The 25,322-nt window shown below is 72.4% G+C and carries 21 protein-coding genes; 15 read left to right on the top strand and 6 right to left on the bottom strand.

Going from position 1 to position 25,322, the window contains the following annotated elements; translation table 11 throughout:
- Nucleotides 1–128 precede the first annotated feature (128 nt).
- The 4 genes from ACFYW7_RS19950 to ACFYW7_RS19935 all read left to right on the top strand — a co-directional run bounded on the left by ACFYW7_RS19950 (nt 129) and on the right by ACFYW7_RS19935 (nt 7,185).
- Nucleotides 129–1,094, top strand: a complete 966-nt coding sequence (locus ACFYW7_RS19950) for a polysaccharide deacetylase family protein (protein ID WP_389504016.1) — start codon at nt 129–131, stop codon at nt 1,092–1,094.
- A gap of 349 nt (nt 1,095–1,443) precedes the next feature.
- Nucleotides 1,444–5,319: a Pls/PosA family non-ribosomal peptide synthetase gene (locus ACFYW7_RS19945; protein ID WP_389504012.1), complete on the top strand. Its 3,876-nt coding sequence runs from the start codon at nt 1,444–1,446 to the stop codon at nt 5,317–5,319.
- Nucleotides 5,320–5,393: 74 nt separating this feature from the next.
- Nucleotides 5,394–6,806, top strand: a complete 1,413-nt coding sequence (locus tag ACFYW7_RS19940; RefSeq protein ID WP_389504008.1) for a M1 family metallopeptidase — start codon at nt 5,394–5,396, stop codon at nt 6,804–6,806.
- A 4-nt stretch (nt 6,807–6,810) separates the two neighbouring features.
- Nucleotides 6,811–7,185 (top strand): YchJ family protein, encoded by a 375-nt coding sequence (locus ACFYW7_RS19935; protein ID WP_389504005.1) that lies wholly within the window; start codon nt 6,811–6,813, stop codon nt 7,183–7,185.
- Nucleotides 7,186–7,235: 50 nt separating this feature from the next.
- Here the strand turns inward: ACFYW7_RS19935 and ACFYW7_RS19930 are convergent, their stop codons facing one another.
- On the bottom strand, nt 7,236–7,937 hold the full coding sequence (locus tag ACFYW7_RS19930) for a FadR/GntR family transcriptional regulator (protein ID WP_389504003.1): 702 nt from the start codon (nt 7,935–7,937) through the stop codon (nt 7,236–7,238).
- Nucleotides 7,938–8,066: 129 nt separating this feature from the next.
- Between ACFYW7_RS19930 and ACFYW7_RS19925 the strand changes: the two genes are divergently transcribed.
- A complete protein-coding gene (locus tag ACFYW7_RS19925; protein WP_389504001.1) occupies nt 8,067–8,594 on the top strand; it encodes a gluconokinase in 528 nt (175 codons plus the stop codon).
- A 185-nt stretch (nt 8,595–8,779) separates the two neighbouring features.
- Nucleotides 8,780–10,177 (top strand): gluconate:H+ symporter, encoded by a 1,398-nt coding sequence (locus ACFYW7_RS19920; RefSeq protein WP_389503999.1) that lies wholly within the window; start codon nt 8,780–8,782, stop codon nt 10,175–10,177.
- 212 nt (nt 10,178–10,389) lie between these two features.
- Here the strand turns inward: ACFYW7_RS19920 and ACFYW7_RS19915 are convergent, their stop codons facing one another.
- The 5 genes from ACFYW7_RS19915 to ACFYW7_RS19895 form a co-directional block, all read right to left on the bottom strand.
- Nucleotides 10,390–11,025, bottom strand: coding sequence for a cytochrome b/b6 domain-containing protein (locus ACFYW7_RS19915; protein ID WP_389503997.1), 636 nt, complete (start codon nt 11,023–11,025; stop codon nt 10,390–10,392).
- On the bottom strand, nt 11,009–11,698 hold the full coding sequence (locus ACFYW7_RS19910; protein WP_389504637.1) for a molybdopterin-dependent oxidoreductase: 690 nt from the start codon (nt 11,696–11,698) through the stop codon (nt 11,009–11,011). Before ACFYW7_RS19910 ends, ACFYW7_RS19915 begins: the two co-directional genes overlap by 17 nt.
- A 291-nt stretch (nt 11,699–11,989) precedes the next feature.
- A complete protein-coding gene (locus ACFYW7_RS19905) occupies nt 11,990–13,552 on the bottom strand; it encodes an APC family permease (RefSeq protein ID WP_389503995.1) in 1,563 nt (520 codons plus the stop codon).
- 40 nt (nt 13,553–13,592) lie between these two features.
- Nucleotides 13,593–14,543 (bottom strand): hypothetical protein, encoded by a 951-nt coding sequence (locus ACFYW7_RS19900; protein WP_389503993.1) that lies wholly within the window; start codon nt 14,541–14,543, stop codon nt 13,593–13,595.
- Nucleotides 14,544–14,833: 290 nt separating this feature from the next.
- Nucleotides 14,834–16,489, bottom strand: coding sequence for an FAD-binding dehydrogenase (locus ACFYW7_RS19895; RefSeq protein ID WP_389503991.1), 1,656 nt, complete (start codon nt 16,487–16,489; stop codon nt 14,834–14,836).
- Nucleotides 16,490–16,784: 295 nt separating this feature from the next.
- On the opposite strand from ACFYW7_RS19895, the gene ACFYW7_RS19890 reads away from it, so the two are divergent.
- From ACFYW7_RS19890 to ACFYW7_RS19850, 9 genes are all read left to right on the top strand, one after another.
- Nucleotides 16,785–17,678 carry a DMT family transporter gene (locus ACFYW7_RS19890; protein ID WP_389503989.1) on the top strand — a complete coding sequence of 298 codons (894 nt, stop codon included), beginning with the start codon at nt 16,785–16,787 and terminating at the stop codon, nt 17,676–17,678.
- Nucleotides 17,679–17,743: 65 nt separating this feature from the next.
- Complete coding sequence (locus tag ACFYW7_RS19885) at nt 17,744–18,259, top strand: NUDIX hydrolase (RefSeq protein WP_389503987.1); 516 nt, start codon at nt 17,744–17,746, stop codon at nt 18,257–18,259.
- A 103-nt stretch (nt 18,260–18,362) separates the two neighbouring features.
- Nucleotides 18,363–18,755, top strand: coding sequence for a YidH family protein (locus ACFYW7_RS19880; protein WP_389503985.1), 393 nt, complete (start codon nt 18,363–18,365; stop codon nt 18,753–18,755).
- Complete coding sequence (locus tag ACFYW7_RS19875) at nt 18,752–19,081, top strand: DUF202 domain-containing protein (protein WP_389503983.1); 330 nt, start codon at nt 18,752–18,754, stop codon at nt 19,079–19,081. Before ACFYW7_RS19880 ends, ACFYW7_RS19875 begins: the two co-directional genes overlap by 4 nt.
- Nucleotides 19,082–19,260: 179 nt before the next feature.
- Nucleotides 19,261–19,557, top strand: coding sequence for a hypothetical protein (locus tag ACFYW7_RS19870; protein WP_389503981.1), 297 nt, complete (start codon nt 19,261–19,263; stop codon nt 19,555–19,557).
- 138 nt (nt 19,558–19,695) lie between these two features.
- Nucleotides 19,696–20,718, top strand: a complete 1,023-nt coding sequence (locus ACFYW7_RS19865) for a phosphotransferase family protein (RefSeq protein ID WP_389503979.1) — start codon at nt 19,696–19,698, stop codon at nt 20,716–20,718.
- Nucleotides 20,719–20,724: 6 nt separating this feature from the next.
- Nucleotides 20,725–21,939 carry an acyl-CoA dehydrogenase family protein gene (locus ACFYW7_RS19860; RefSeq protein WP_389503977.1) on the top strand — a complete coding sequence of 405 codons (1,215 nt, stop codon included), beginning with the start codon at nt 20,725–20,727 and terminating at the stop codon, nt 21,937–21,939.
- Between the two features lie 127 nt (nt 21,940–22,066).
- Entirely contained in the window at nt 22,067–23,746 is a 1,680-nt protein-coding gene (locus ACFYW7_RS19855; RefSeq protein ID WP_389503975.1) for a PucR family transcriptional regulator, read from the top strand.
- Between the two features lie 227 nt (nt 23,747–23,973).
- Complete coding sequence (locus tag ACFYW7_RS19850) at nt 23,974–25,320, top strand: diaminopimelate decarboxylase (protein WP_389503973.1); 1,347 nt, start codon at nt 23,974–23,976, stop codon at nt 25,318–25,320.
- Nucleotides 25,321–25,322 lie beyond the last annotated feature (2 nt).

Raw genomic sequence — 25,322 nt, 5'->3', positions numbered from 1 at the left:
CGCCAAACCCAACGGCAGCGGGAACACCTTCGGCGTCACCGTCCAGGCCAACGGCAACTGGACCTGGCCCACGGTCTCCTGCAGCACCGGCTGACTCCCGTACCCCCTACGTTGGAGAACACATCCGTATGAGAATCAGATCGCTTCGCCCGTTACGCTCGCTGATCACGGGACTGTCCGCCGTCACGATGGCCGCCGCCGGCACCCTCGTCCTCGGCGCCGGCCCGTCGCAGGCCGCGACCTGCAACGGGTACGTCGGACTCACCTTCGACGACGGCCCGTCCAGCACCACGTCGAGCCTGCTCGGCGCGCTCAGGCAGAACGGCCTGCGGGCCACGATGTTCAATGAGGGCCAGTACGCCGCGTCCAGCCCCGCCCAGGTGAAGGCACAGGTCGACGCCGGCATGTGGGTGGGCAACCACAGCTACACCCACCCGCATCTGACCCAGCAGAGCCAGGCGCAGATCGACTCGGAGATCTCCCGGACCCAGCAGGCCATCGCGGGGGCCGGCGGCGGTACGCCGAAACTGTTCCGCCCTCCGTACGGCGAGACCAACGCGACCTTGAAAGCGGTCGAGGCCAAGTACGGCCTGACCGAGATCATCTGGGACGTCGACTCGCAGGACTGGAACAACGCGAGTACGGACGCGATCGCGCAGGCCGCCGGGCGGCTGACCAGCGGCCAGGTCATCCTCATGCACGACTGGCCGGCCAACACCGTGGCGGCGATCCCGCGCATCGCCCAGGGGCTGGCCTCCCGCGGCCTGTGCGCCGGGATGATCTCACCGCAGACCGGCCGTGCCGTCGCCCCCGACGGCGGCGGTGGAGGCGGGTGCAGCGCCACCCTGTCGGCCGGCCAGCAGTGGAGCGACCGCTACAACCTGAACGTCGCCGTCAGCGGCTCCAGCAACTGGACCGTGACCATGAACGTGCCCTCCCCCGCGAAGATCCTCTCCACCTGGAACATCAGCGCGAACTACCCCAGCGCCCAAGTACTCACCGCCAAACCCAACGGCAGCGGGAACACCTTCGGCGTCACCGTCCAGGCCAACGGCAACTGGACCTGGCCCACGGTCTCCTGCAGCACCGGCTGACCGGGCCGGAACAACCGAGGAGGGGCACACCCGAGGCGCGGCGGCCCATGACCGCCGCGCCGTGAAGAGCGAGGGCCGCGACCATCAGGTCACGGTCCTCGCTCACCGTGTCCGCCAGATCACGGACAGATGTGGGGCAGATCTCGTCAGGTCGACATACCCCCACGTCAGAGCGCCGGACCTGGTGGTTCCGTTGCTCCGGGAGAGGGCCTCGCATGGCTGACCACCAGGCCCGCGGCTAGCGTCGTACTAAAATTCCAGGCTTGCTCGGAGCTGGACCGGAATATCCCCAGGCGTACCTGTGGCCCACCAGCGCCCCGGTCTCCCGGGAACGACACGTGAGGACCCGATGGCAGCCCTCCAGCAAGGCCCCGCGCTCGCGTTGTCCGACGACGAGGTGCGCGCGGAGTTCGGTGACCAGGCTCGCTTCTCCGCCTCCTCCGCGGCCTCGCCGCGCACCCTCGTCGACATCCTCGACGCCTCCGTACGGGCGTACCCCGACGAGCCCGCCCTCGACGACGGGCGCGGCGTCCTCACCTACCGTGCCCTGGCCGCCGAGGTCGAGGCGGTGCGGTGGCGGCTCGCGGAGGCGGGGGTCGGTCTCGGCGACCGGGTCGGCGTGCGGGTCCCGTCCGGCACGAACGAGCTGTACGTGGCGATCCTCGGCATCCTCGCGGCAGGCGCCGCCTATGTCCCGGTGGACGCGGAGGACCCGGACGAGCGGGCCGAGCTGGTCTTCGGCGAGGCGGACGTGCGGGCCGTCGTGGGCGCCGGACGGGAACTGACCGTCCACGGCCGCTCCGACGTCCCCGCCCGGCGGCCGGGCGTCGAGCACGACGCCTGGATCATCTTCACCTCGGGGTCCACCGGCAGGCCCAAGGGGGTGGCCGTGAGCCACCGCAGCGCCGCCGCCTTCGTCGACGCGGAGGCCGACCTCTTCCTGGCCGAGGAGCCGATCGGGCCCGGCGACCGGGTCATGGCGGGGCTCTCCGTCGCCTTCGACGCCTCCTGCGAGGAGATGTGGCTGGCCTGGCGCTACGGCGCCTGCCTCGTGCCCGTGCCGCGCTCCCAGGTGCGCAGTGGCGCCGACCTGGGGCCCTGGCTCGTCGAGCAGGACATCAGCGTCGTCTCCACCGTGCCCACGCTCGCCGCCCTGTGGGAGCCCGAGACCCTCAACGACGTCCGGCTGCTGATCTTCGGTGGCGAGGCCTGCCCGCCCGAGCTGACGCAGCGGCTGGTGACCGAGGGCCGGGAGGTCTGGAACACGTACGGACCGACCGAGGCGACGGTCGTCGCCTGCGCCTCGCTGCTGACCGGGGACGAGCCGATCCGTATCGGGCTGCCGCTGAACGGCTGGGAGCTGGCGGTCGTCGACGAGGCGGACGAGCCGGTGCCGATGGGCGGCAGCGGCCAGCTGGTGATCGGCGGGGTCGGGCTCGCCCGCTACCTCGACGCCGAGAAGGACGCCGAGAAGTACGCGCCGCTCGCGTCGCTGGGCTGGGAGCGGGCGTACCGCAGCGGCGACCTGGTCAGGGCCGAACCCGAGGGGCTCATCTTCCTCGGGCGCGCCGACGAGCAGATCAAGCTCGGCGGACGCCGGATCGAGCTCGGTGAGGTCGACGCGGCGCTCCAGGCGCTGCCCGGCGTCGCGGGCGCCGCCGCCGCCGTGCGGACGGCGCGCGGCGGCAACCAGCTGCTCGTCGGCTACGTCGTCACCCAGGACGGCTGGGACCGGGCGGCGGCCGTGGAGCGGCTGCGCGCCGAGCTGCCCGCCGCCCTGGTGCCGCTGATCGCCCCGGTCGAGGACCTGCCGACCCGGACGTCCGGCAAGGTCGACCGGAACGCGCTGCCCTGGCCGCTCGAGGGGCTGGAGACGAGCGGGGCCGGGGAACAGCTCTACGGCACGGAGGCGTGGCTCGCCGAGCAGTGGAGCGAGGTGCTGGGCATCCCCGTCGGTGGTGCCCTGGACGACTTCTTCGCCATCGGCGGCAGCAGCCTCGCGGCCGCCCAGCTCACCACGCGGCTGCGCGCCCGCTATCCGAGCGCCGCGGTGCTCGACATCTACCAGCAGCCCGTGTTGCGCAAGCTGGCCCGGCATCTGGAGAAGTCCCGGCAGGACGACGGCGCCCGGCGGATCATCGCGCCGGTCCCGCTGCGCGCCAAGCTGATCCAGCTGCTCGTGCTGGTCCCGCTGTTCGCCCTGCCCGGTCTGCGCTGGACCGTGGCGCTGGCCGCACTCGGCAACGTACTGCACCGGTTCGGTCCCTGTCCGTGGGCGCCGGGCGCGTCGTGGTGGCTGGTGGGCGCGGGCGCGCTCGTGCTGTTCAGTCCGCCGGGACGGATCGCCGTCGCCGCGGGCGGCGCCCGGCTGCTGCTGCGCGGGGTGCGGCCGGGCCGCTATCCGCGTGGTGGCAGCGTCCATCTGCGGCTGTGGACGGCCGAGCGGCTCGCCGGGTTCAGTGGCGCGACCTCGCTGACCGGTTCCTGGCTGGAGCGGTACGCGCGCGCCCTGGGCGCGCGGATCGGCCCGGACGTGGATCTGCACTCGCTGCCACCGGTGACCGGCCTGCTCAAGCTGGGCCGGGGGGCCGCCGTCGAGTCCGAGGTGGACCTGTCGGGGTACTGGCTGGACGGTGACCGGCTGGAGATCGGCGCGGTGAAGGTGGGGACCGGCGCCGTGGTCGGGACGCGCAGCATCCTGTTCCCGGGCGCCCGGGTCGGCAAGCGGGCCGAGGTGGCGCCGGGGTCGGCGGTGACCGGGCAGATCCCGACCGGGCAGCGCTGGGCCGGGGCGCCCGCGGTCAAGCTCGGCAAGGCCAAGCGCGCGTGGCCCAAGGACCGGCCGCAGCACGGTACCTCCTGGCGGGCGATGTACGGCGCGACCGGGTTCGCGCTGAACGCGCTGCCGGTGCCGGCCTGCGTCGCCGCGCTGCTCGTGGTCCGGGTGTTCGTGGGCGCGGACGCCGGACTCGGTGAGGCGCTGCGCGGTGCCGCGCTCGCGCTGGTCCCGGCGACGCTCGCCTTCGGTCTCGCGTACGCGCTGCTCCTCCTGGTCGCGGTACGGCTGCTGAGTCTCGGGCTGCGGGAGGGGACGCACCCGACCCACAGCCGGATCGGCTGGCAGGCGTGGACGGTGACCCAGCTGATGGACCTGTCCCGGGCGACGCTGTTCCCGCTCTACGCCGGGCTGATCACGCCGGTGTGGCTGCGGCTGCTGGGCATGCGGATCGGCCGGGGCGCCGAGGTGTCGACCGTGCTGGCGCTGCCGAGCCTGACGACGGTCGGCGAGGGCGCGTTCCTCGCGGACGACACGTTGACGGCGCCGTACGAGCTGGGCGGGGGCTGGATGCGCATCGGGCGGGCCGAGATCGGCCGCCGGGCGTTCCTCGGCAACTCGGGGATGACCGCTCCGGGCCGCAGTGTGCCGGACGGCGGCCTGGTCGGGGTGCTGTCGGCGACACCGAAGAAGGCCAAGAAGGGCACGTCGTACCTGGGGCTGCCGCCGGTGAAACTGCCGCGTTCGGCGCGGGGCGGCGATCAGAGCCGTACGTACGAACCGTCGGCCCGGCTGCTGTGGGCGCGCGGTCTGGTGGAGCTGTGCCGGCTCGTGCCGGTGTTCTGCTCGGCGGGGCTGGCCCTGCTGACGGTCGCCGCGCTGTGCGCGCTGAGGCCGTGGGCGTGGGCGTTCTCGGGGGCCGTGCTGCTCGGCGCGGGGGTGCTGGGCTGCCTCGTCTCCATCGTGGCGAAGTGGCTGCTGGTCGGTCGGCACCGCGCCGGTGAGCATCCGCTGTGGAGCGGTTTCGTGTGGCGCAACGAGCTGGCCGACACGTTCGTCGAGGTCGTCGCCGTGCCGTGGCTGGCGGGGTCCGTGCCCGGTACGCCGCTGATGACCGCGTGGCTGCGCGGGCTGGGCGCCCGGATCGGCAGGGGTACCTGGGTCGAGAGCTACTGGCTGCCCGAGACGGACCTGGTGACGATCGAGGACGCGGCGACGGTCAACCGGGGCTGCGTCCTGCAGACCCACCTCTTCCACGACCGGATCTTGCGGACGGATACTGTGGTGCTCCGTGAAGGCGCCACCCTGGGCCCGGGCGGAATCGTCCTGCCCGGCAGCAGCGTCGGGGCCCGTTCCACCCTGGGTCCCGCGTCGCTCGTGATGGCGGCGGAGTCCGTTCCCGACGACACCCGCTGGCTGGGCAACCCGATCGAGGCCTGGCGTTCGTAGCAGAATTGACCTGATCGGACGTCGAAGGGCGGTACAGCGGCACGTCGAGCACAGGGCAGGGAGCAGTCGCAGCAGTGAGCGTTCAGCAGACAGCGGGACCGGACCCCTATTTCCCGGCCAACGGAGATTCCCGTTACCGGGTGCACCGGTACGAGCTGGCGCTGGACTACCGCCCCGGCCCGAACCGGCTGTCCGGCACCGCGCGGATCAACGCCATAGCCGGCCGCTCGCCGCTGACCGAGTTCCAGCTGAACCTGGCCGACTTCCGGATCGGCCGGGTCCGGGTGGACGGCAAGGCGCCGCACTACACGCACCGGGGCGGCCGACTGCGGATCCGTCCGCCGAAGCCGGTCCGGGCCGGTGCGGCCTTCACCGTCGAGGTGCACTGGTCGGGCAACCCCAAGCCGGTCGGCAGCCCCTGGGGCGGGATCGGCTGGGAGGAGCTGGAGGACGGGGCGCTGGTGGCGAGCCAGCCGGTCGGCTCGCCGTCCTGGTACCCGTGCAACGACCGGCCTGCCGACAAGGCCGCGTACCAGATCTCGATCACCACCCCCTCCTCGTACGCCGTGGTCGCGGGCGGGCGGCTGCTGACGCGGACGACGAAGGCGTCGACGACGACCTGGGTGTACGAGCAGTCGGCGCCGACCTCCAGCTATCTGGTGGGGCTGTCGATCGGGAAGTACCAGACGGTGCTGCTCGGCGACCCGGGGCTCGGGGGCGTGCCGCAGTCCGGGCATCTGCCCGCGCAGCTGCTGCCCGAGTTCTCCCGGGACTTCGCCCGGCAGCCCGCGATGATGGAGCTGTTCGAGGATCTCTTCGGGCCGTACCCGTTCGGTGAGTACGCGGTGGTGGTGACCGAGGAGGAGCTCGACGTCCCGGTCGAGGCGCAGGGTCTTTCGCTGTTCGGCGCCAACCACGTGGACGGGGCGCGGGGTTCGGAGCGGCTGATCGCCCACGAGCTGGCGCACCAGTGGTTCGGCAACAGCGTGACCATCGCGGACTGGCGGCACATCTGGCTGAACGAGGGGCTCGCGAAGTACGCGGAGTGGCTGTGGTCGGAACGCTCGGGCGGTCGTCCGGCGCGTCAGCACGCCGCCGCCGCGCACCGGAAGCTGTCCGCGCTGCCGCAGGACCTGCTGCTGTCCGATCCCGGCCGCAAGCTGATGTTCGACGACCGGCTCTACGAGCGCGGCGGGCTCACGGTGCACGCGATCCGCTGCGCGATGGGCGACGAGGCCTTCTTCCGCATGCTGCGCGGCTGGGCGACCCTGCACCGGGGTGGCACGGTCACGACGTTGGCTTTCGTGTCGCACGTCTCGCGCTACGCGGCCGAGCCCCTGGACGACCTCTTCACGGCATGGCTGTACGAGACCGTCCTGCCGCCGCTGCCCCAGGCGGCGCCGGCCCCGCTGTCCGCTCCGCGGATACCGGCCCGGCCCACCTATCCGCCCACGAACGCCGACTCGGCCCGGGTCCGGGGAGAATGACGTGATGACCAGCCGTTCCTGTCCCTGCGGGCTCACCGGGCCGTACGCGCGGTGCTGCGGGCGCTTCCACAGCGGTGAGGCCGCGGCGCCGAGTGCCGAGGCGCTCATGCGGTCGCGCTACTGCGCCTTCGTGAAGGAGGACGAGGGGTACCTGCTGCGGACCTGGCATCCGCGGACCCGGCCGGCCCGGGTGGAGTTCGACCCCGGGATGCGGTGGACCGGCCTGGAGATCCTGGAGACGGGTCAGGGTTCGGCGTTCCACACGACCGGGACCGTGACCTTCCGGGCCTCCTGGCGGGGCGGCTCGCTGCACGAGCGCAGCCGGTTCGAGCGGGTGGACGGGGCCTGGGTGTACGTGGACGGGGAGTTCCTCGACTGACGCCGGGACGGACCGGTCGCCGGAGCGGACCGGCCCTCGGGGCGCGGCCGTCAGGGGGCGAGGACGTCCAGCTCCTGGAGCGCGCCGACGGTGATCTCGCGGGTGAGCCGCTCGGCGCGGGGCGCGTCGCCCTCGCGGACGGCCTCGGCGACCTGGACGTGCAGGGTGACGGCTGCGGGATCGGGGTCCTCGAACATGACCTCGTGGTGGGTCCGACCGGACAGGACCTCCGCGACGACGTCGCCGAGGCGGGCGAACATCTCGTTGCCCGACGCCCGGAGGATCACCCGGTGGAAGGCCACGTCGTGGACGAGGTACCCCGCCAGCTGGTGTCCGCGTGAGGTGGCGACCATGCCGAGCGCGCACTCGGTGAGCTCCGCGCACTGCTCGGCGCTGGCGTGCCGGGCGGCCAGTCCCGCGGCGACCGGTTCGATCGCCGAGCGCAGCACGGTGAGGGAACGCAGCTGGTGGGGGCGGTCGGCGCCAGCCAGCCGCCAGCGGATGACCTGAGGGTCGTACACGTTCCACTCGGACTTGGGGCGGACCGTCACGCCGACCCTGCGGCGGGACTCGACCAGGTACATGGATTCGAGCACCCGGACGGCCTCGCGCATCACGGAACGGGACACCTCGAAGCGCTGGGCGAGTTCGTCGGTGCGTAGGACGCTCCCCGGCGGGTAGTCGCCCGCCGTGATGGCCGGCCCGAGGGTTTCCAGTACCTGGCCGTGCAGCCCTCGGCCCCGTGTGGTCATGGAACCAGCCTACGAGTCCGACAGCTTGAACAAAAAGTCAGACTTATATGTCACACGCTCTTGAATTAGTCGTACCTATGCGTTTCAGTGGCGTCGACATCAGATGTCGACGAAGACAGCGAGAGCGCGATGCAGCACAGTCCCACCCCCCATGTCGTCGTGGTCATGGGCGTCGCCGGCACGGGCAAGACCACCATCGGTCCGCTGCTCGCGGCCCGGCTCGGCGTTCCGTACGCCGAGGGCGACGACTTCCACCCGCGGGCCAACATCGCCAAGATGACGGCCGGGACGCCGCTGACCGACGAGGACCGGTGGCCCTGGCTGGACGCCATCGGGCGGTGGGCGCACGACCGGGCCGGGCTCGGTGGCGTGGTCAGCAGTTCGGCGCTGAAGCGCGGCTACCGGGACCGGCTGCGGGCCGCGGCGCCCGGGGTCGTCTTCGTCCACCTCACCGGTGACCGCGCTCTCATCGAGGACCGGATGTCGCACCGCACGGGGCACTTCATGCCGACCGCGCTCCTGGACTCGCAGTTCGCCACGCTCGAGCCGCTCGCGGCGGACGAGGCGGGAGTCCGGGTGGACGTGTCCGGCGACCCGGCCGAGATCACCGAGCGGGCCGTGGCCGCGCTCGACGGCCTGGAGCCGCCCCGCCGGTGACGCGCTCCCGGCGCGGCGACGCCGCCGCTCCGGGGTGAGGACCGCCTCTCACCGCCTCTCGCCCCGCTTCACCGCACCGGCCCGCCCCGCGAAGCGGCGGTGCCTTCTCCACCCGTGCCTTCCACCCGGAAGGCACTTCTTCGCGTACCCCTCCCCGCGTCCGTTTCTCAAGCAAGGGAACCACCGTGACCAGACTCAGTGTCGAGCTGCTGGCAGCGGACACCGTCGAACCGATCACCTCGGCGGGCCACGCTCAACTGGGCATAGCCGTGCTGGCGGGCATCGCCGTCATCGTCCTGCTCATCACCAAGTTCAAGCTGCACGCCTTCCTGGCGCTGACCATCGGCTCGCTGGCCCTCGGCGCGTTCGCCGGTGCCCCGCTCGACAAGGTCATCGTCAGCTTCAGCACCGGACTCGGTTCCACCGTGGCCGGCGTGGGCGTGCTGATCGCCCTCGGCGCGATCCTCGGCAAACTGCTCGCCGACTCGGGCGGCGCCGACCAGATCGTCGACACGATCCTGGCGAAGGCCGGCGGGCGCGCCATGCCGTGGGCGATGGTCCTGATCGCCTCGGTGATCGGCCTGCCGCTGTTCTTCGAGGTCGGCATCGTGCTGCTGATCCCGGTGGTCCTGATGGTCGCCAGGCGCGGCAACTACTCGCTGATGCGCATCGGCATCCCGGCGCTCGCGGGCCTTTCGGTGATGCACGGCCTGATCCCGCCGCACCCCGGTCCGCTGGTCGCGATCGACGCGGTGCAGGCGAACCTCGGCCTCACCCTCGGTCTCGGTGTCCTGATCGCCGTCCCGACGGTGATCATCGCCGGACCGGTGTTCTCCCGGTACGCGGCCCGCTGGGTCGATGTCCAGGCCCCCGACCGCATGATCCCGCAGCGCGCCTCGGAGGACCTGGAGAAGCGCCCCAGCTTCGGCGCGACCCTGGCCACCATGCTGCTGCCGGTGGTGCTGATGCTGGCCAAGGCGCTGGTGGACATCGTCGTCGACGACCCGACGGACATGACGCAGCGCGTCTTCGACGTCGTCGGGGCGCCCCTGATCGCCCTGCTCGCCGCCGTGATCATGGGCATGTTCACCCTGGGCCGGGCGGCCGGCTTCACCAAGGACCGCATCTCGACGACCGTCGAGAAGTCGCTCGCCCCGATCGCCGGCATTCTGCTGATCGTCGGGGCGGGCGGCGGCTTCAAGGCGACGCTGATCGACTCCGGCGTGGGCCGGATGATCCTGGACATCTCCGAGGACTGGTCGATCCCCGCGCTGCTGCTGGCCTGGCTGATCGCGGTGGCCATCCGGCTCGCGACCGGTTCGGCGACCGTCGCGACCATCTCGGCGGCCGGTCTGGTCGCGCCGCTCGCGGCCGACATGTCGGCCACCCACACCTCCCTGCTCGTCCTCGCGATCGGCGCGGGCTCGCTCTTCTTCAGCCATGTCAACGACGCCGGTTTCTGGCTGGTGAAGGAGTACTTCGGACTGAGCGTCGGGGAGACCGTCAAGACCTGGTCCGTCATGGAGACGATCATCTCGGTGGTGGCCGGATCGCTGGTGCTGCTGCTGTCCCTGGTCGTCTAGGACCTGGTCGGCCGGGTACGGTCCATGGCCACGAGCGGGCCGCGGGAGGCGGGTTGCGCCTCCCGCGGCCCGCTCGTCCGTTCCCGTGGCTGCGCCCTTCTCACTCCTCGGCGTCCACCCGGTCGCCGGAAGCCGCTCGCCCGGGCCGGCCCCCCGCGCGGGTATACGGACCCCTGCCTGCGAACCCGGGCCCGCTCACCGGGTCGGTGGGTTCACGGCCGCCACAGCGGGTGTTCCCGCTCCGCCCACCGCCGGCTCACCGATCCCGTACGCAGTCCTCGCCGGGCCTCCGGGTCGCCCAGGGCCATGCCGATGTGGCCCGCGAGGACGATGCCGACCGTGAGGGCCAGCCAGTCGTGGACGAACGTCGCCGAGGTGCGCCACATCAACGGGGCGAGGTGGGTGAACCACATCAGCAGGCCCGTGCCCAGCATCACCAGCGTGGCCCCGGCGATCCAGGCCGCGTAGATCTTCTGTCCGGCGTTGAACTTGCCCGCCGGGCGGGACCGGTGGTCCCTGTCGCGCCGCAGCACGGCCCGCAGCCACACCCGGTCGTGTCGGCCGAAGCGGTTCAGGAAGCCCAGGTCGCGGCGGAACGCCCGGGAGGCCAGACCCGCCAGGACCGGGACCGGGAGCACCAGTCCGGCCAACTCGTGTACGCGGACGACGAGTTCGCGGCGGCCGACCAGTTCGGCGAACTGGGGGATGTAGAGGAGGGCCGCGGTGGCCACGCACACCCCCATCAGCAGGGCCGTCACCCGGTGCACCCAGCGTTCGGCCCGGCTGAAGCGCCGTACGCGGGAGGGTTCCGCGGACACCGCCGGGGTGTCGTCAACTCGTGGGTTCATCGTCGCGTCCGTTCGAACGGCCGACCCAGGCGTCGACGTCGTATCCACGGTTCTCCCAGTACCCGGGACGGACGTCCTCGGTGACGGTGATGCCGGAGAGCCACTTGGCGGATTTGTAGAAGTACATGGGGGCCACGTAGAGGCGGACGGGACCGCCGTGGCTGTGGCCGAGCGCCTTGTCCTGCATCCGCAGGGCGACCAGGACGTCCGCGCGGCGGGCCTGGCGCAGGGTGAGGCTCTCCGTGTACGTCCCGTCGAAACAGGTGAACCGGACGGCCCCGGCCGAGGAGCGCAATCCGGCGGCGTCGAGGAGGTGGGACAGGCGCACGCCCTCGAAGGGGGTGCTCGGAACCCGCCAGCCGGTGACGCACTGGACGTCGTGCACCAGGCGGGTCTGGGGCAGGGCCCGCAGGTCGGCGAGGGTGTAACTGGCGGGTCGGTCGACCAGTCCGTCGACGGTGAGCCGGTAGTTCGTCGCGTTCTTGTGGGGGACCGAGGCGGCCACCGAGTAGTAGCGGAAACCGCCGCCGTTGGGCAGCAGTCCCGTCAGACCGGTGGGGTCCTTCTGGGAGGCGCCGGCCAGGAAGGAGTCCATCGCGCGCTGGAGCGTGGGCGCGGTCGCGAGGCCGAGGGCGCCGAGGCCGAGTGTGCCGAGCAGCACCCGGCGGCCGATCGGCCTGCCGCGTCCCTCGGTCTCCTCGCGTTCCCCGGTCTCCTCACGCTCTCCGGGCCCCTCGGGAGCCCGTGGCTCCGGCCGTTCCGGCTCGCGCGGCTCCGGCCGCTCCGGTTTCCGCGCCTGCGGTCGCTCCGGGTCCGGTTCCCCGGGCCGTTCAGTGTTCACCTACTGATTCGAGCACCCGCGACCCCTAAAAATCCAGCGGGGACGGGTGCCCGTCAGCGTTCTGTCATCTCTTCTCACGTCCTGTCCGGGGACACGTTCCCCGGACAGGACGTGCGGGCCTCGTCAGGAGGTGGAGTCGGCCGCCTTGTCCAACTGGAACGCCTCGTTGCCGAGGCCGATCCGCGCGTGCGCCTCGGGCTTGCGGGAGCGCAGCACCAGTCCCTGGACGAGTCCGACGACCAGGGCGAGTCCGATGACGGCGGGCAGGAGCACGTTCAGGACGGAGTCCGGTCCCGAGCCGACGAGCACGTCGAAGTCCTTGACCGTGTAGACCGCGATGACGAGCAGGGCGGCGCCCGAGACGGCGGCGGTGGCGAGACGCCAGGCCTGGGCGCGGGCTGCGCCGCGGCGGACGAAGAACACGATGACCGAGAGGGACGCGGACGCCATCAGGAGGATGACGCCGAGCGCTCCGATGTTGCCGCCCCAGGTGAACAGCCGCAGCACGGGCGCGGTCGGGTCGCCGGTCGGCTTGTCGTCGGCCACGGCGAAGCCGCCGACCACGACCAGGGAGACGACGGTGTGCAGGAGCGAGCCCGTGCCGGGGGCGCCGCTGGCCCCGGAGGTGCGGCCGAAGGTGCTGGGGAGCAGCCCCTCGCGGCCCATGGCGAAGGCGTACCGCGCCACGACGTTGTGGAAGCTGAGCAGCGCCGCGAACATGCCGGTCACGAACAGCACGTGCAGGACGTCCGTGAAGGTGGTGCCGAGTCGCGACTCGGTGAGGTGGAAGAGCAGCCCGGCGCTCTGCTTCTGGGCCGTCCCGACGATCGAGGAGGGTCCGGTGGCGACGGTGAGCGCCCAGGAGCTGATCGCGAAGAAGACGGCGACGAAGCCGATCGCCAGGAACATGACACGCGGCACCAGGATGTGCGGGCGGCTGGTCTCCTCGGCGTACACCGGGGCCTGCTCGAAGCCGGTGAAGGCCGCGATGCAGAAGCACAGCGCGGTGCCGACGCCCGCTCCGGTGAGCGTGTCCGGGTTGAAGGCGTGCAGCGACAGACCCTCTCCGGCCGGGTCGCCGACGGCCGCGACGTCGAAGACGACGACGAGCGTGACCTCGATGACGAGCAGCACGCCGAGCACCCACGCGTTGACGTCGATCTTCAGCCAGGCGAGCGCGCCGACGACGAGCACGGCGGCCAGCGCCGGTATCCACCAGGCGACGTCGGTGTCCAGGTAGGTGGCGAACAGTCCGGAGACCTCGAAGCCGAAGAGTCCGTAGATGCCCACCTGGAGCGCGCTGTAGGAGACGAGCGCGACCGCCGCGGCGCCCGCGCCCGGCGTGCCGCCGAGTCCGCGCGAGATGTACGCGTAGAAGGCGCCCGCGTTGTGGACGTGCCGGCTCATCTCGGCGTACCCGACGCTGAAGAGCACGAGCACGATGCCGAGGATGACGAAGAGCAGCGGCTGCCCGACGATGCCCATCACCGCGAAGGTGGCGGGCATGACGCCCGCCACCACCATGAGCGGGGCGGTCGCCGCGAGGACGGACAGCAGGAGACCTCCCGTGCCCAGCCGGCCGGCCCGCAGGGCCCGGTCCTGTCCCTTGAAGGTGCTGATGCCGTCGTCGGCGGCCGGTCTGCCCGTGCTCGACGTACTCGCTGTGCTCGAACTGCCCGTCATCATCGCGGGGTCGTCCTTTCGGATGTCAGGTCTTCGGGGGCGTTCACCCCGTGCCGAGCGCGCTGTCGCGTGCGGCACGGAAGGCTTGGGCCGGATCGCGGTCCGGGTAGGACCACGGAGCCGGGGTGGCGTGCTCCGCGATGCGGTGGAACAGTGCGGCGGCCTCGGCGCCGCGGCCCTCGCAGACCTTCGCGTGGGCGAGGAAGTTGAGGTCGACGAGCCGGCGCGGGTGGCCCTCGCCGTCCCATTCCAGCCACCAGTCGAAGGCCACCTTCATCACCTGGCGGGCCCGGCGCCCGGTCCAGTGTCCCGAGGCGACCGGGTCGGTGGGCTCGCTCCCGGAGCCGGCGAGCACCCGGAAGCGCTCGGCGTGCGCGACGACCGGAAGGATCGCGAGCGGCGAGTCGGCGGGCCCCTGTTCGGCCGCCCAGTTGGCGAAGTCGTACACCTCGTGCAGGGGATCCTGGCCCGCCGCGGCACGGCGCTCGGCGAGCCGGGCGACCATCAGATGGTGCGCGTGGTGGTGTCCGGGGTGCCGGTGGCGCACCTCGTCGAAGAGCCGGACCACGTCCTCCTCGCTGCCCAGCGAGCGCTCCAGCAGGAGCAGCGCGAGCCAGGGCGTGGGGTCGTCGGGGGTGAGCGCCGCGGCCGTGCGGCAGGCGTCGCGGGCCTGCTCCGGGCGGGCCTTGCCCTGCAGCGCGCGTTCCACGGTGGCGCAGCCGAGCAGCAGGGCCGCGTCGGGGGACTCCGGTTCGGCGAGCTGCCAGTCGCCGGCCCAGGCGAGTGTCGCGGGTTCCTGGGCGAGAACGGTGACGCGGTGTCCGCGGCGGTCCCAGTCGTCGCCGGTCCCGGCCAGCAGCTCGCGGACGTCGGTCCAGCGGCCCTGGTTCAACGAGGTGCGTGCGGCGACGAGTTCGGCGTCGTCGAGGGCGGCGTCGAAGGCGTGGGCCGCCCGCTTGCGACCGCGGCCGAGGGGAGGTGGGGGTGGTGACACCGCTGCTCAACCTCACAGGCGCGGTTCGTCAAAGGGTGATCACGCACAGCAAACCCGGAGCCACGGGTTCAAGTCAAGCTCCGGCCAAGTCGCTACACGTGTCAACTGCCTTTATCCATGTAGCAGTTGGGTCGCGCCACTCCACAACGTCCTGAACAGCCGCCCTGTCCGCACGTTTTGTACGGCCCTCTTGTCCGCACAAGTCGGTCTACCACCCTGTCCTGATGACAACGGCCGCCCCGTCGCGATGACTTGGGGCGGCCGTGTCGTCCTGATGCCTTCGAGGAGGATCAGCCGACGGCCTTGGCCGCCGCCCGGCCCGCCGTACGGCCGGAGAAGAGGCAGCCGCCGAGGAAGGTGCCTTCCAGCGACCGGTATCCGTGGACCCCGCCGCCGCCGAACCCGGCGGCCTCACCGGCGGCGTACACGCCCTCCAGCGGCTCGCCGCCCTCGGTCAGCACGCGCGAGGAGAGGTCGGTCTCCAGGCCGCCGAGGGTCTTGCGGGTCAGGATGTTGAGGCGCACCGCGATCAGCGGACCGGCCGCGGGGTCGAGGATGCGGTGCAGGGGCGCGGTGCGGATCAGCTTGTCGCCCAGGTAGTTGCGCGCCCCGCGGATCGACATCACCTGGAGGTCCTTGGTGAAGGGGTTGGCGACCTCCCGGTCGCGCGCGACGATCTCGCGGCGCAGAGCCGCCTCGTCGATGAGCGGCTTGTCGGTGATCGCGTTCATGCCGCGCACCAGCGCGCCGAGGTCCTTCTCGACGACGAAGTCCACGCCCTGGTCCATGAACGCCTTGACCGGAGCGGCGACGTCGGCGCGGGCCCGCCCGATGACGCCCCGGATCGACTTGCCGGTCAGGTCGGGGTTCTGCTCCGAGCCGGAGAGCGCGAACTCCTTGCCGATGATCTTCTGGTCGAGCACGAACCAGGTGTAGTCGTACCCGGTCTTCATGATGTGTTCCAGGGTGCCGAGCGTGTCGAAGCCCGGGAAGAGCGGTACCGGCAGCCGGTTGCCGCGCGCGTCCAGCCACAGCGAGGAGGGGCCCGGCAGGATGCGGATGCCGTGCTTGTCCCAGATGGGGTTCCAGTTCTGGATGCCCTCGGTGTAGTGCCACATGCGGTCGCGGTTGATGAGGCGGGCGCCGGTCTCCTCGGCGATCCCGAGCATGGCGCCGTCGACGTGCGCGGGCACGCCGGAGATCATCCGCTCGGGCGGGGTGCCGAGGCGTTCGGGCCAGTTGGCGCGGACGAGGTCGTGATTGCCGCCGATGCCGCCGGAGGTGACGATCACGGCCTGGGCCGTGAGCTCGAACGCGCCGGTGACCGTGCGGCTGCTGGCCTGGCCGCGCTCGATCCCGGAGGGCTCCAGGACCTCCCCGGTGACCGTGTCGACGGAGCCCGCGCTACGGGACAGACCGGTGACCCGGTGGCGGAACCGCAGCTCGACCAGACCCCGGGCGACTCCCTCCCGCACCCGCCGCTCGAACGGCGCGACGAGGCCGGGACCGGTCCCCCACGTGATGTGGAAGCGCGGGACGGAGTTCCCGTGGCCGTTGGCGTCGTAGCCGCCGCGCTCGGCCCAGCCCACCACCGGGAAGAAGCGCACTCCCTGACCGTGCAGCCAGGGCCGCTTCTCCCCCGCCGCGAAGTCGACGTACGCCTCGGCCCACTGACGCGGCCAGTGGTCCTCGGGGCGGTCGAAGGCCGCCGTGCCCATCCAGTCCTGGAGGGCGAGCGCGTGGTTGTCCTTGATCCGCATACGGCGCTGCTCGGGCGAGTCGACGAAGAAGAGCCCGCCGAAGGACCAGTGCGCCTGGCCGCCGATCGACTGCTCGGGCTCCTGGTCGAGGAGGATCACCTTGCGGCCGGCGTCGACGAGCTCCGCGGTCGCCGCGAGCCCCGCCAGGCCCGCTCCGATGACGATCACATCTGCGTCGTAGGCCATGGGCCCGTCCTCTCGCATTCCGACCGGGCGGACCGGTCCGCGTCACAGGGGACGGCTCGACCACGCTGGCCACGACAGATCGGCATTTTCGCTGGTTGATGAGACATTGGTGGTGGTCGACCACCTCGGGCGACCACCACTGGTTACTGATCGGTCAGATCCTTCGGCAAGAAAGGTGACCGAGTCAACCGCCCGGTTCCGGGAACTCCCGGCGGCGGGCCATCGGCCCTTGGCACTAAAGTCGGCGGGAATCGCAACCGTGGCCCCCGACTCCCGATGTTTCGAGGTACCCAGCGTGTCGGTTCTGGTTCTGGTCCTCGCCGTGAGCGCGGCCTGCTGTCTGGGGTTCGGCTTCGTGCTCCAGCAGAACGCGGCCTCGCACGCCCCGCTGAGCGACTTCCTCTCCCCCCGCATCCTGCTGGACCTCATCCGGGTCCCGCGCTGGCTGGGCGGCATCGGGCTGATGGTGTGCGGCATGGTGCTCGGCGCGATCGCGCTCGGCAAGGGCGAGGTCACCCTGGTGGAACCACTCCTCGCGACCAATCTGCTCTTCGCGCTCGCGCTCTCCCGCCACCAGACGAAACAGCCGCTGGGACGGCAGGGCTGGGGCGGGCTCCTGCTGCTCGCGGGCGGCGTCTCGGCGTTCATCGTGGCCGGGCAGCCGCAGGGCGGCGACGCCGTCGACGACCCGCTGCGGCACTGGCTGATCATCGGGACCGTGGTCGGGCTGGCCCTGCTGCTCACCACCTGCGCGAAACGGTCCCGGCTGAGCGCGGGCCCCGTGCTGCTGGCCACGGCCGCCGGACTCCTGTACGGCCTCCAGGACGCGCTCACCCGGGTCAGCGGCCAGCGGTTCGGCGCCGGCGGCTGGAGCGAGCTGCTCACCGGCTGGCAGCCGTACGCGGTGGCCGTCCTCGGCGTGACCGGTCTGATCCTGGTCCAGAGCGCCTTCGAGACCGCTCCGCTGCGGATGTCGCTGCCCGCGCTGACCGCCGCCCAGCCGCTGGCCGGCATCGCCTGCGGTGTCGGCTTCCTCGGCGACCAGCTCCGCACCGACGCCGGAGCCCTCGCCTGGCAGGCGGCGGGGCTCGCGGCCGTCGTGGCGGGGATCGTCCTGCTCGGGATGCACCCGGCGATGCCCTCGGGCACGGCGGAGCCGGAGCACTCGCGGGACCTCCAGCCGCACTGAGCGTTCCGGGCCCGGCGCGGACCGGCCGGGCGCGCCCGGTCCCCCGAGCTGCTTGGATCGGTCCCATGAGTGCCGCTGACGAGATCCTCGACATCGTGGACGAGAACGACCGGGTCATCGGGCAGTCCCCGCGCGGGGAGGCCTACGCGCGCGGGCTGCGCCACCGCTGCGTGTTCATCGAGGCGCGGGACGCCGAGGGCCGGGTCTTCGTCCATCGCCGCACCTCCACCAAGCTGGTGTTCCCCTCGCACCACGACATGTTCGTCGGCGGGGTCGTCGGGGCGGGCGAGTCCTACGACGACGCGGCGCTCCGTGAGGCCGAGGAGGAGCTCGGCGTCTCGGGGCTCCCCCGTCCGACCCCGCTCTTCAGGTTCCTGTACGACGACGGGGCCGGGGCCACCTGGTGGTCGGCCGTGTACGAGGTCCGGTGCGAGCTCCCGGTGGACCCCCAGGCGGAGGAGGTGGCCTGGCACGCCTTCCTGACCGAGGCGGAGCTGGAGCGCCGGCTGGCCGAGTGGACGTGGGTGCCGGACGGGCTCGCGGCCCACGAGCGGCTCAGGGACTACCGGGCGATGGAGTGAGCACCGGTCCCGCCCGCCGGGGCCGCGACGCCGTGTCTCCCGGCGCGCGTCCCGGCGAAGGCGCTCGGGGGCCCTCGCCGGGCTCCCCGGTAGGGTCCTGATCGTGATCGAACTCGTGCGCAATGTCCGGTTGTGGTTCGCGCCCCGGGCGATGCGGGAAGAGGGCGGGACACCCGACTACCGGTTCTCCCTGGCCAACGAGCGGACTTTCCTGGCCTGGCTGCGCACCGCGCTCGCGCTCATCGGCGGAGGCTTCGCCGTGGACCAGTTCCTGCCGGACCTGCGCTGGGCCTGGCGGGCGGGCCTCGCCCTGGCCCTGCTCGCGGCCGGCGTGCTGTGCTCGCTCCGGGCCGTCAACCACTGGGTGCGCTGCGAGCGGGCGATGCGGCGCGGCGAGGATCTGCCGGTGTCGCGCTTCCCGGCGCTGCTCAGCATCACCGTCGCGGTCGTGGCGATCGCGATGGTCGTCGTCGTGCTCGTCGGCTGGGCGGGATGACCGGGTCCGCCCCGGAGCGACGGGACCCCGGCCTCCAGCCGGAACGCACGCGGCTGGCCTGGCGCCGTACGACCCTCTCCGGCACGATCGTCGCGGTGCTCGCCGTGAAGGCGGCCCTGCACGACAGCGGCACGGCCACCGGGATCGTGGCGTGCGCGTTCGGCTGCGCCCTCTGGCTGACCCTCCTGGCCCTCGCCCACCGCCGCATCCGGACGCTGGCCGCCTCGGGCCCGGCGGGACCGGCCGCCCTCGCCCCCCTGCACGCGACGGCGGCGGTGCTGTGCACGCTGGTGTTCGCCGTGTGCGCGGTGGCGTTGGTCTTCTAGCGGTGGCGTTGGTCTTCTACGGGGATCGGCCGTCACCCGGGCGCGGCGAGGGCCGAAACGGACTCGGCCCCGGAACCGAATGACCGGGATTGCGACACTTCGCGACGTTAGCCTGGATCGGCAGCTCTTCCCGCGCTCCGCGGATCCCCCTCCTCACGTCAGAGCCGAAGGCGAGCACGATGACCACCCTTCACCAGGAGCACCCCACCCACCAGCACGCCCACGGCCCGGACTGCGGTCACGCCGAGGTGCGGCACGGGGACCACGTCGACTACGCGCACGACGGACATCTGCACCGGGAGCACTCGGGACACTGGGACGAGTGCGAGCCGGGCGGCCACGTGACGCACGAACGGCACGACCACCGGCACGGTGAGGGGTGCGGGCACCCGGCCGTGGCACACGGCGACCACCTGGACTATCTGCACGACGGCCATCGGCACGCCGAGCACGACAGCCACTGGGACGACCACTGACCCTCCCCACCCCCACGGCGTCTTCCCCGGGCTCGCGCCCCGGGGGAGACGCCGATCACGTTTGGCACAGCCGCTGGACGACATACCGACTGGTCGGCATCATAGTCACGTCCCGTTCCCGTGTGCTGAGGAGCAAAGATGAGCACGGACCACCCGCCAGGTCTCGATCTCGACCGGTTGCGCGGACTGCTCGACCACGAGCGGCCCGGACTGGTGAACGGCCCGCTGACCGGCCGACTGATCGAGGGCGGACGGTCGAACCTCACCTACGCGGTCTCCGACGGCACCGCCACCTGGGTCGTACGGCGGCCTCCGCTGGGCCATGTGCTGGCCACCGCGCACGACATGAAGCGTGAGCACCGGGTGATCAGCGCGCTGCACCCGACGGCCGTGCCGGTCCCGAACCCCGTACTGCTGTGCGAGGACGACACGGTGCTCGGCGCCCCGTTCTACGTCATGGAGTTCGTGGAGGGCACCCCGTTCCGCACCGCCGACCAGCTCGCCCCGCTCGGCCCGCGGCGCACCCGCGACGCGGTGCTCGGCCTGGTGGACACGCTGGTCGAACTGCACTCGGTGGACCCCGCCGCGGTGGGTCTCGCCGACTTCGGCCGCCCGGAGGGCTTCCTGGACCGGCAACTGCGCCGCTGGGGAAAGCAGTTGGACGCGTCCAGGAACCGTGAGCTCGCCGGGATCGACGAACTGCACGCCGCCCTCGGGCGCGAGCTGCCCACCTCCCCCGCGCCCACCGTCGTGCACGGCGACTACCGCCTCGACAACGTGCTGATCGGCCCCGACGACAAGATCAGGGCGATCCTGGACTGGGAGATGTCCACCCTCGGCGATCCGCTCACCGACCTGGGGCTGCTCGTCATGTACAGCACGCGCCTGGAACTGCCGAACTCCCCCATCAGCACGACCGCCTCGGCCGCCGGACACCCGGAGGCGTCCGAGATCGTCGAGCGGTACGCCGCGCGCTCGGGGCGCGACGTGTCCGCGGTCTCCTGGTACACGGCGTTCGCCTGGTTCAAGCTCGCCGTGATCCTGGAGGGCATCCACTACCGCTACACCAAGGGCCAGACGGTCGGCGCGGGCTTCGACCGCATCGGCGAACTGGTCCCCGTCTTCATCGAGCACGGCCTGACCACCCTTCAGGAAGGCTGATCCGCCATGGACTTCGGATTCGACGCACGCACCGAGGAACTGCGCCAGAAGCTGCTCGCCTTCATGGACGAGCACGTCTATCCGGCCGAGGCCGTCGCGGAGGAGCAGCGCGCCCTGCTGGCCTCGCCGTGGGACACGCCCGCCGTGGTGGGCGAGTTGAAGGCCGAGGCCCGCAGGCAGGGCCTGTGGAACCTCTTCCTGCCGGACTCCGAGTACGGCGCGGGGCTGACCAACCTCCAGTACGCGCCGCTCGCCGAGATCACCGGCCGCAGCCCGCACCTGGCGCCGACCGCGCTGAACTGCGCCGCGCCGGACACCGGCAACATGGAGGTGCTCACCCAGTTCGGCGACGAGCGCCAGCGGAAGCAGTGGCTGGAGCCGCTGCTCGCCGGGGAGATCCGTTCCGCGTTCGCGATGACGGAGCCCGAGGTCGCCTCCTCCGACGCCACGAACATCACCACCCTCATCGAGCGCGACGGCGACGACTACGTCATCACCGGCCGCAAGTGGTACATCTCCGGGGCGATGAACCCCGACTGCAAGATCTTCATCGTGATGGGCAAGACGGACCCGGACGGCGCCGACATCCGCCGCCAGCAGTCCATGGTCCTGGTCCCGCGCGACGCCCCGGGCCTCGAGATCCGGCGCGCCATGCAGGTGTACGGCTACGAGGACCACTCCCACGGCGGGCACGCGGAGGTCGTCTTCGACCGGGTCCGGGTCCCGGTGAGCAACCTGGTCGGCGAGGAGGGCGGCGGCTTCGCCATCGCGCAGGCGCGGCTCGGCCCCGGCCGGATCCACCACTGCATGCGGCTGATCGGCATGGCCGAGCGGGCCATCGAGCTGATGTGCAGGCGCGCGGTGTCCCGTACCGCGTTCGGCAAGCCGCTGGCGCAGCAGGGTGTCGTCCAGAACTGGATCGCCGACGCGCGGGTCGCCGTCGAGCAGCTGCGTCTGCTGGTCCTGAAGACCGCCTGGATGATGGACACCGTCGGCAACAAGGGCGCCCACACGGAGATCCAGGCCATCAAGATCGCCACGCCGCGCACGGTCGTCGACATCCTCGACAAGGCCGTCCAGCTGCACGGCGCGGGCGGGGTCAGCCAGGACTTCCCGCTGGCCGAACTCTGGGCCGGCGCCCGGACGCTGAAGCTCGCCGACGGGCCGGACGAGGTCCACCAGCGGTCGCTGGCGCACAGGGAGATCAAGAAGTACGTGTGAGGCGGTGCCGCCCTGATGCCTCCCCGTGCTCTCGTGCGCCGTTGAGTGCCGCGCCCGCCTGTGGTGTCGTACGTCTCTCGGAACCGGCCGACCACGACCGGTGAGCCGGGCGAGGCAAGGGGGAACGGTGACGAACCTGCGGGAATCGCCGGAGTGGGGGGCTGCGGCGGAGTCGCAGGTGACGCTGGAGGGGCTGCTGTCCGTCGTGGGGCCGGGGGCGCTGGAGCTGGACACGGCTCCCGGCGGTCTGGCCGGGGCGGTCGTCGGGATCGCCGTCCTCGACGTGCTGGAGCCCGAGATCCGGCCGCGGGAGCTGCTCCTCGCGGTCGGCGTCGACGCGGCGTCGGCGCACGCCGTGGATCTGCTGCGCCGGGCGGGCGACGCCGGCGCGACGGGCGTGGTGTTCGGGCCGGTCCGGGCCGGGCGGGCGGCGGAGGCGCTGCGGAACGTCGCCGAGGAGAGCGGCACCGCGGTCCTCTCCCGCACCGCCTGGTGCACCTGGGCCCAGCTCGTCGGCCTGCTGCGGGCCGGGCTGGCCTCGGCGGGTGCTCCGCCGGCGCCGGCCGCCCGGGACCTGTTACCGGGGGACCTCAACGGGCTGGCCGACGCGGTGGCCGTGCTGGTGGGGGGTTCCGTGACCATCGAGGACACGGAGTCCCGGGTGCTGGCCTACTCCTCGACCGAGGAGAACGTCGACGAGATGCGCCAGCTGACCATCCTCGGCCGGCGCGTGCCACCGTGGCGGGTGGCCGCCATGCGCGAGGCCGGGTTCTTCCGCGCGCTGTGGGGGACGGACGACGTACTGCACCGGCGGGCCCACGCCGAGGACCCGGAGCGTCTGGTCGGTGCCGTCCGGGCGGGTGGCGAGGTGCTGGGGTCCATCTGGGTGGCCTCCGTGGCGGGCCGTCCCCTGTCGCCCGGTGCCTCGGAAGCCCTGCGCGCGGCGACCCGCACGGCCGCGGCGCACCTGCTCCACGCCCGCACACGCGGCGCCGACGACCGGCTGGCGGAGGACGCGGCGCGTGCGCTGATGGAGGGCCGCGGCTCACCCGAGGTGCTGGCCGAGCGCGCCATGCTGACGGCCGAGGAGCCCTGCGCCGTCCTGGCGGTGGGCGCGGGGTCGGGCACCTCGGGCGAGGACGACCCGTCGAGGCTGCACGCGCTGCTCACGCTGCGCTGTGCCGCGTTCGGCCATCGGAGCGTGGCCGTTCCGGCGGGCGGCAGGATCCTGGTGCTGGTGAGTCGGCTGGACAGGGTCCCCGATCGCGCGGACGCCCAGGTGACCCGTATGGGAGAGGCGCTGGCGGGACAGCTCTCGGCCGCGACGGGCTCCCCCGTGCGGGTCGGACTCGGCGGTGTCGTCCCGGGGGTGGCGCGGGCGGCCGAGTCCCGCCGGTCGGCCGAACTCGCCCTCAAGGCGCTCGTCCGGGCCGCGGGGCCGCGTACGGTGGCGCGGGCCGAGGACGTCGCCGACACGGTCGGCATCATGGAGGTCGTCGAGGCGCTGCGCGAGACGGTGCTGCCGGTCGGGACGTCGGTCGCGCGGCTGGCCGCGTTCGACGCCGAGCACGGCGGAAGCCGTCTCGTCCCGACCCTGCGGGCCTACCTCGACCACTTCGGTGACGTGGCCTCGGCCTCTCGTACGCTCGGGGTGCACCCCAACAGCCTGCGGTACAGGCTGCGCCGGATCACCGAGGTCTCGGGACTCGACCTCGACAGCCCCGACGCCCGGTTGCTGGCGGAGCTGCAACTCCGGCTGCGGGAACGCGGCGACGGGGCTGGAAGGGGTCCGGTACCGCGGCAGTGAGGCGGGGGCGGCCGGTGGGTCCCCTGTCCCGCCGCACCATCGGGCGGCGCCGGCTTCGTCGGGGCGCACAACGGCGTGGCCCCTCGCCCTCCGACGCGGCGTCCGACCGCGTCCTCCGGGGCGGTTTCTCTGCCGCCGGGCCGAAGACGACGACCGGTCGGGGCCAGCAGCCTGGTACTCCGCCCGGGGTTCCCCGGGCGGAGCGACCCCGACACCGGAGGGCTCCCATGACCGGTCCCACCCCCGCCGCCGTACGGCGTGAACGCATCCTGCTGGAAGCCGTACGCCAGGGACTGCTGGACCCCGAGCGGTCCCTGCTGGCCGGCTTCGTCGACCTGGACGGGGTCGACGCGACAGTGGCGAGCCTGCACCGCGCCTTTCCCGGGTCGGTGCCGGTGCTCCACGCCTTCGCCGCCAAGGCGAACTCCCTCGTGCCCGTGCTGGCGGCACTGGAGCGCGGCGGGATGGGGTGCGAGGTCGCCACCGCGGGCGAGCTGGCCCGGGCGCTGGCGGCCGGGTTCCCACCGGAGCGGATCGTCTTCGACTCGCCCGCCAAGACGCGAGGTGAGCTCGAACGGGCGCTGGACCTGGGGGTGGCCGTCAACGCGGACAACTTCCAGGAGCTGGCGAGGATCGACCGGCTGCTCGCCGGCCGCCGGCCGGTGTCGCGGATCGGGGTGCGCGTCAACTCCCAGGTCGGCGGGGGCGCCATCGCCTCGATGAGCACGGCGACGAGCACCTCGAAGTTCGGTGTCCCCCTGTCGGACCCGGGGATCCGGCGGCAACTGCTGCAGGCGTTCCGGGACCACCCGTGGCTGACCTGGATCCACACGCACGCCGGGTCGCAGGGCTGCCCGCTCGATCTCATGGCCCGTGGCGTGGCCCTGGCCGTGGAGTTCGCCGAGGAGGTCGACGCGGCCCTCGGAGAGCGCCGGATCGTCGGCATCGACATCGGCGGCGGACTGCCCGTCAACTTCGCCGACGACGCGATCGACCCCACCTTCGACGGCTACGTCGCGCGCCTGCGGGCGCACGCCCCGGCCCTCTTCGAGCGCGGGTACCGGGTCGTCACCGAGTTCGGGCGCTCGGTCCTCGCGAAGAACGGCTTCATGGCGGCCTACGTCGAGTACACCAAGAGCGCGGGGGGCCGGCCGATCGCCGTCACCCACGCCGGGGTGCAGGTCGCCGCCCGGACCGTGTTCGCCCCCGAGGCCTGGCCGCTGCGGATCGAGGCGCACCACGGGAACGGGCTGGCCAAGCGGGGGCGGCTCGTGCGCCAGGACGTCGCGGGCCCGGCCTGCTTCTCCGGTGACCTGCTGGCCCGCGACCGCGCGCTGCCGCTGCTCGAACCCGGTGACCTCGTCGTCGTCCCCGACAGCGGCGCGTACTACTTCTCGACGCCGTTCCACTACAACTCGCTGCCGGAACCGGCCGTGCACGGCGTCCGGACGGACGGTGCCGGCGGGGTGGAGTTCACGCTCCTGCGTCCCGCGCAGGACCCCTGGGAACTGCCGGACCAGGACGGCCTGACCGTCCGGGAGCCGGTGGGCGTCCCCTCCCGAGAAGCCTGTTGAGG

Origin of the sequence: Streptomyces sp. NPDC002580 (genome assembly GCF_042889485.1) — a bacterium.
Taxonomy (GTDB): domain Bacteria; phylum Actinomycetota; class Actinomycetes; order Streptomycetales; family Streptomycetaceae; genus Streptomyces.
This window is presented reverse-complemented; position numbering and strand designations above follow the sequence as displayed.

Bases quoted from the DNA above. Each gene is read 5' to 3' on its own strand.
- ACFYW7_RS19950 (WP_389504016.1), top strand. From the start codon at position 129: ATGAGAATCAGATCGCTTCGCCCGTTACGCTCGCTGATCACGGGACTG.
- ACFYW7_RS19945 (WP_389504012.1), top strand. From the start codon at position 1,444: ATGGCAGCCCTCCAGCAAGGCCCCGCGCTCGCGTTGTCCGACGACGAG.
- ACFYW7_RS19935 (WP_389504005.1), top strand. From the start codon at position 6,811: ATGACCAGCCGTTCCTGTCCCTGCGGGCTCACCGGGCCGTACGCGCGG.
- ACFYW7_RS19930 (WP_389504003.1), bottom strand. From the start codon at position 7,937: ATGACCACACGGGGCCGAGGGCTGCACGGCCAGGTACTGGAAACCCTC.
- ACFYW7_RS19925 (WP_389504001.1), top strand. From the start codon at position 8,067: ATGCAGCACAGTCCCACCCCCCATGTCGTCGTGGTCATGGGCGTCGCC.
- ACFYW7_RS19915 (WP_389503997.1), bottom strand. From the start codon at position 11,025: ATGAACCCACGAGTTGACGACACCCCGGCGGTGTCCGCGGAACCCTCC.
- ACFYW7_RS19905 (WP_389503995.1), bottom strand. From the start codon at position 13,552: ATGATGACGGGCAGTTCGAGCACAGCGAGTACGTCGAGCACGGGCAGA.
- ACFYW7_RS19895 (WP_389503991.1), bottom strand. From the start codon at position 16,489: ATGGCCTACGACGCAGATGTGATCGTCATCGGAGCGGGCCTGGCGGGG.
- ACFYW7_RS19885 (WP_389503987.1), top strand. From the start codon at position 17,744: ATGAGTGCCGCTGACGAGATCCTCGACATCGTGGACGAGAACGACCGG.
- ACFYW7_RS19875 (WP_389503983.1), top strand. From the start codon at position 18,752: ATGACCGGGTCCGCCCCGGAGCGACGGGACCCCGGCCTCCAGCCGGAA.
- ACFYW7_RS19870 (WP_389503981.1), top strand. From the start codon at position 19,261: ATGACCACCCTTCACCAGGAGCACCCCACCCACCAGCACGCCCACGGC.
- ACFYW7_RS19865 (WP_389503979.1), top strand. From the start codon at position 19,696: ATGAGCACGGACCACCCGCCAGGTCTCGATCTCGACCGGTTGCGCGGA.
- ACFYW7_RS19860 (WP_389503977.1), top strand. From the start codon at position 20,725: ATGGACTTCGGATTCGACGCACGCACCGAGGAACTGCGCCAGAAGCTG.
- ACFYW7_RS19850 (WP_389503973.1), top strand. From the start codon at position 23,974: ATGACCGGTCCCACCCCCGCCGCCGTACGGCGTGAACGCATCCTGCTG.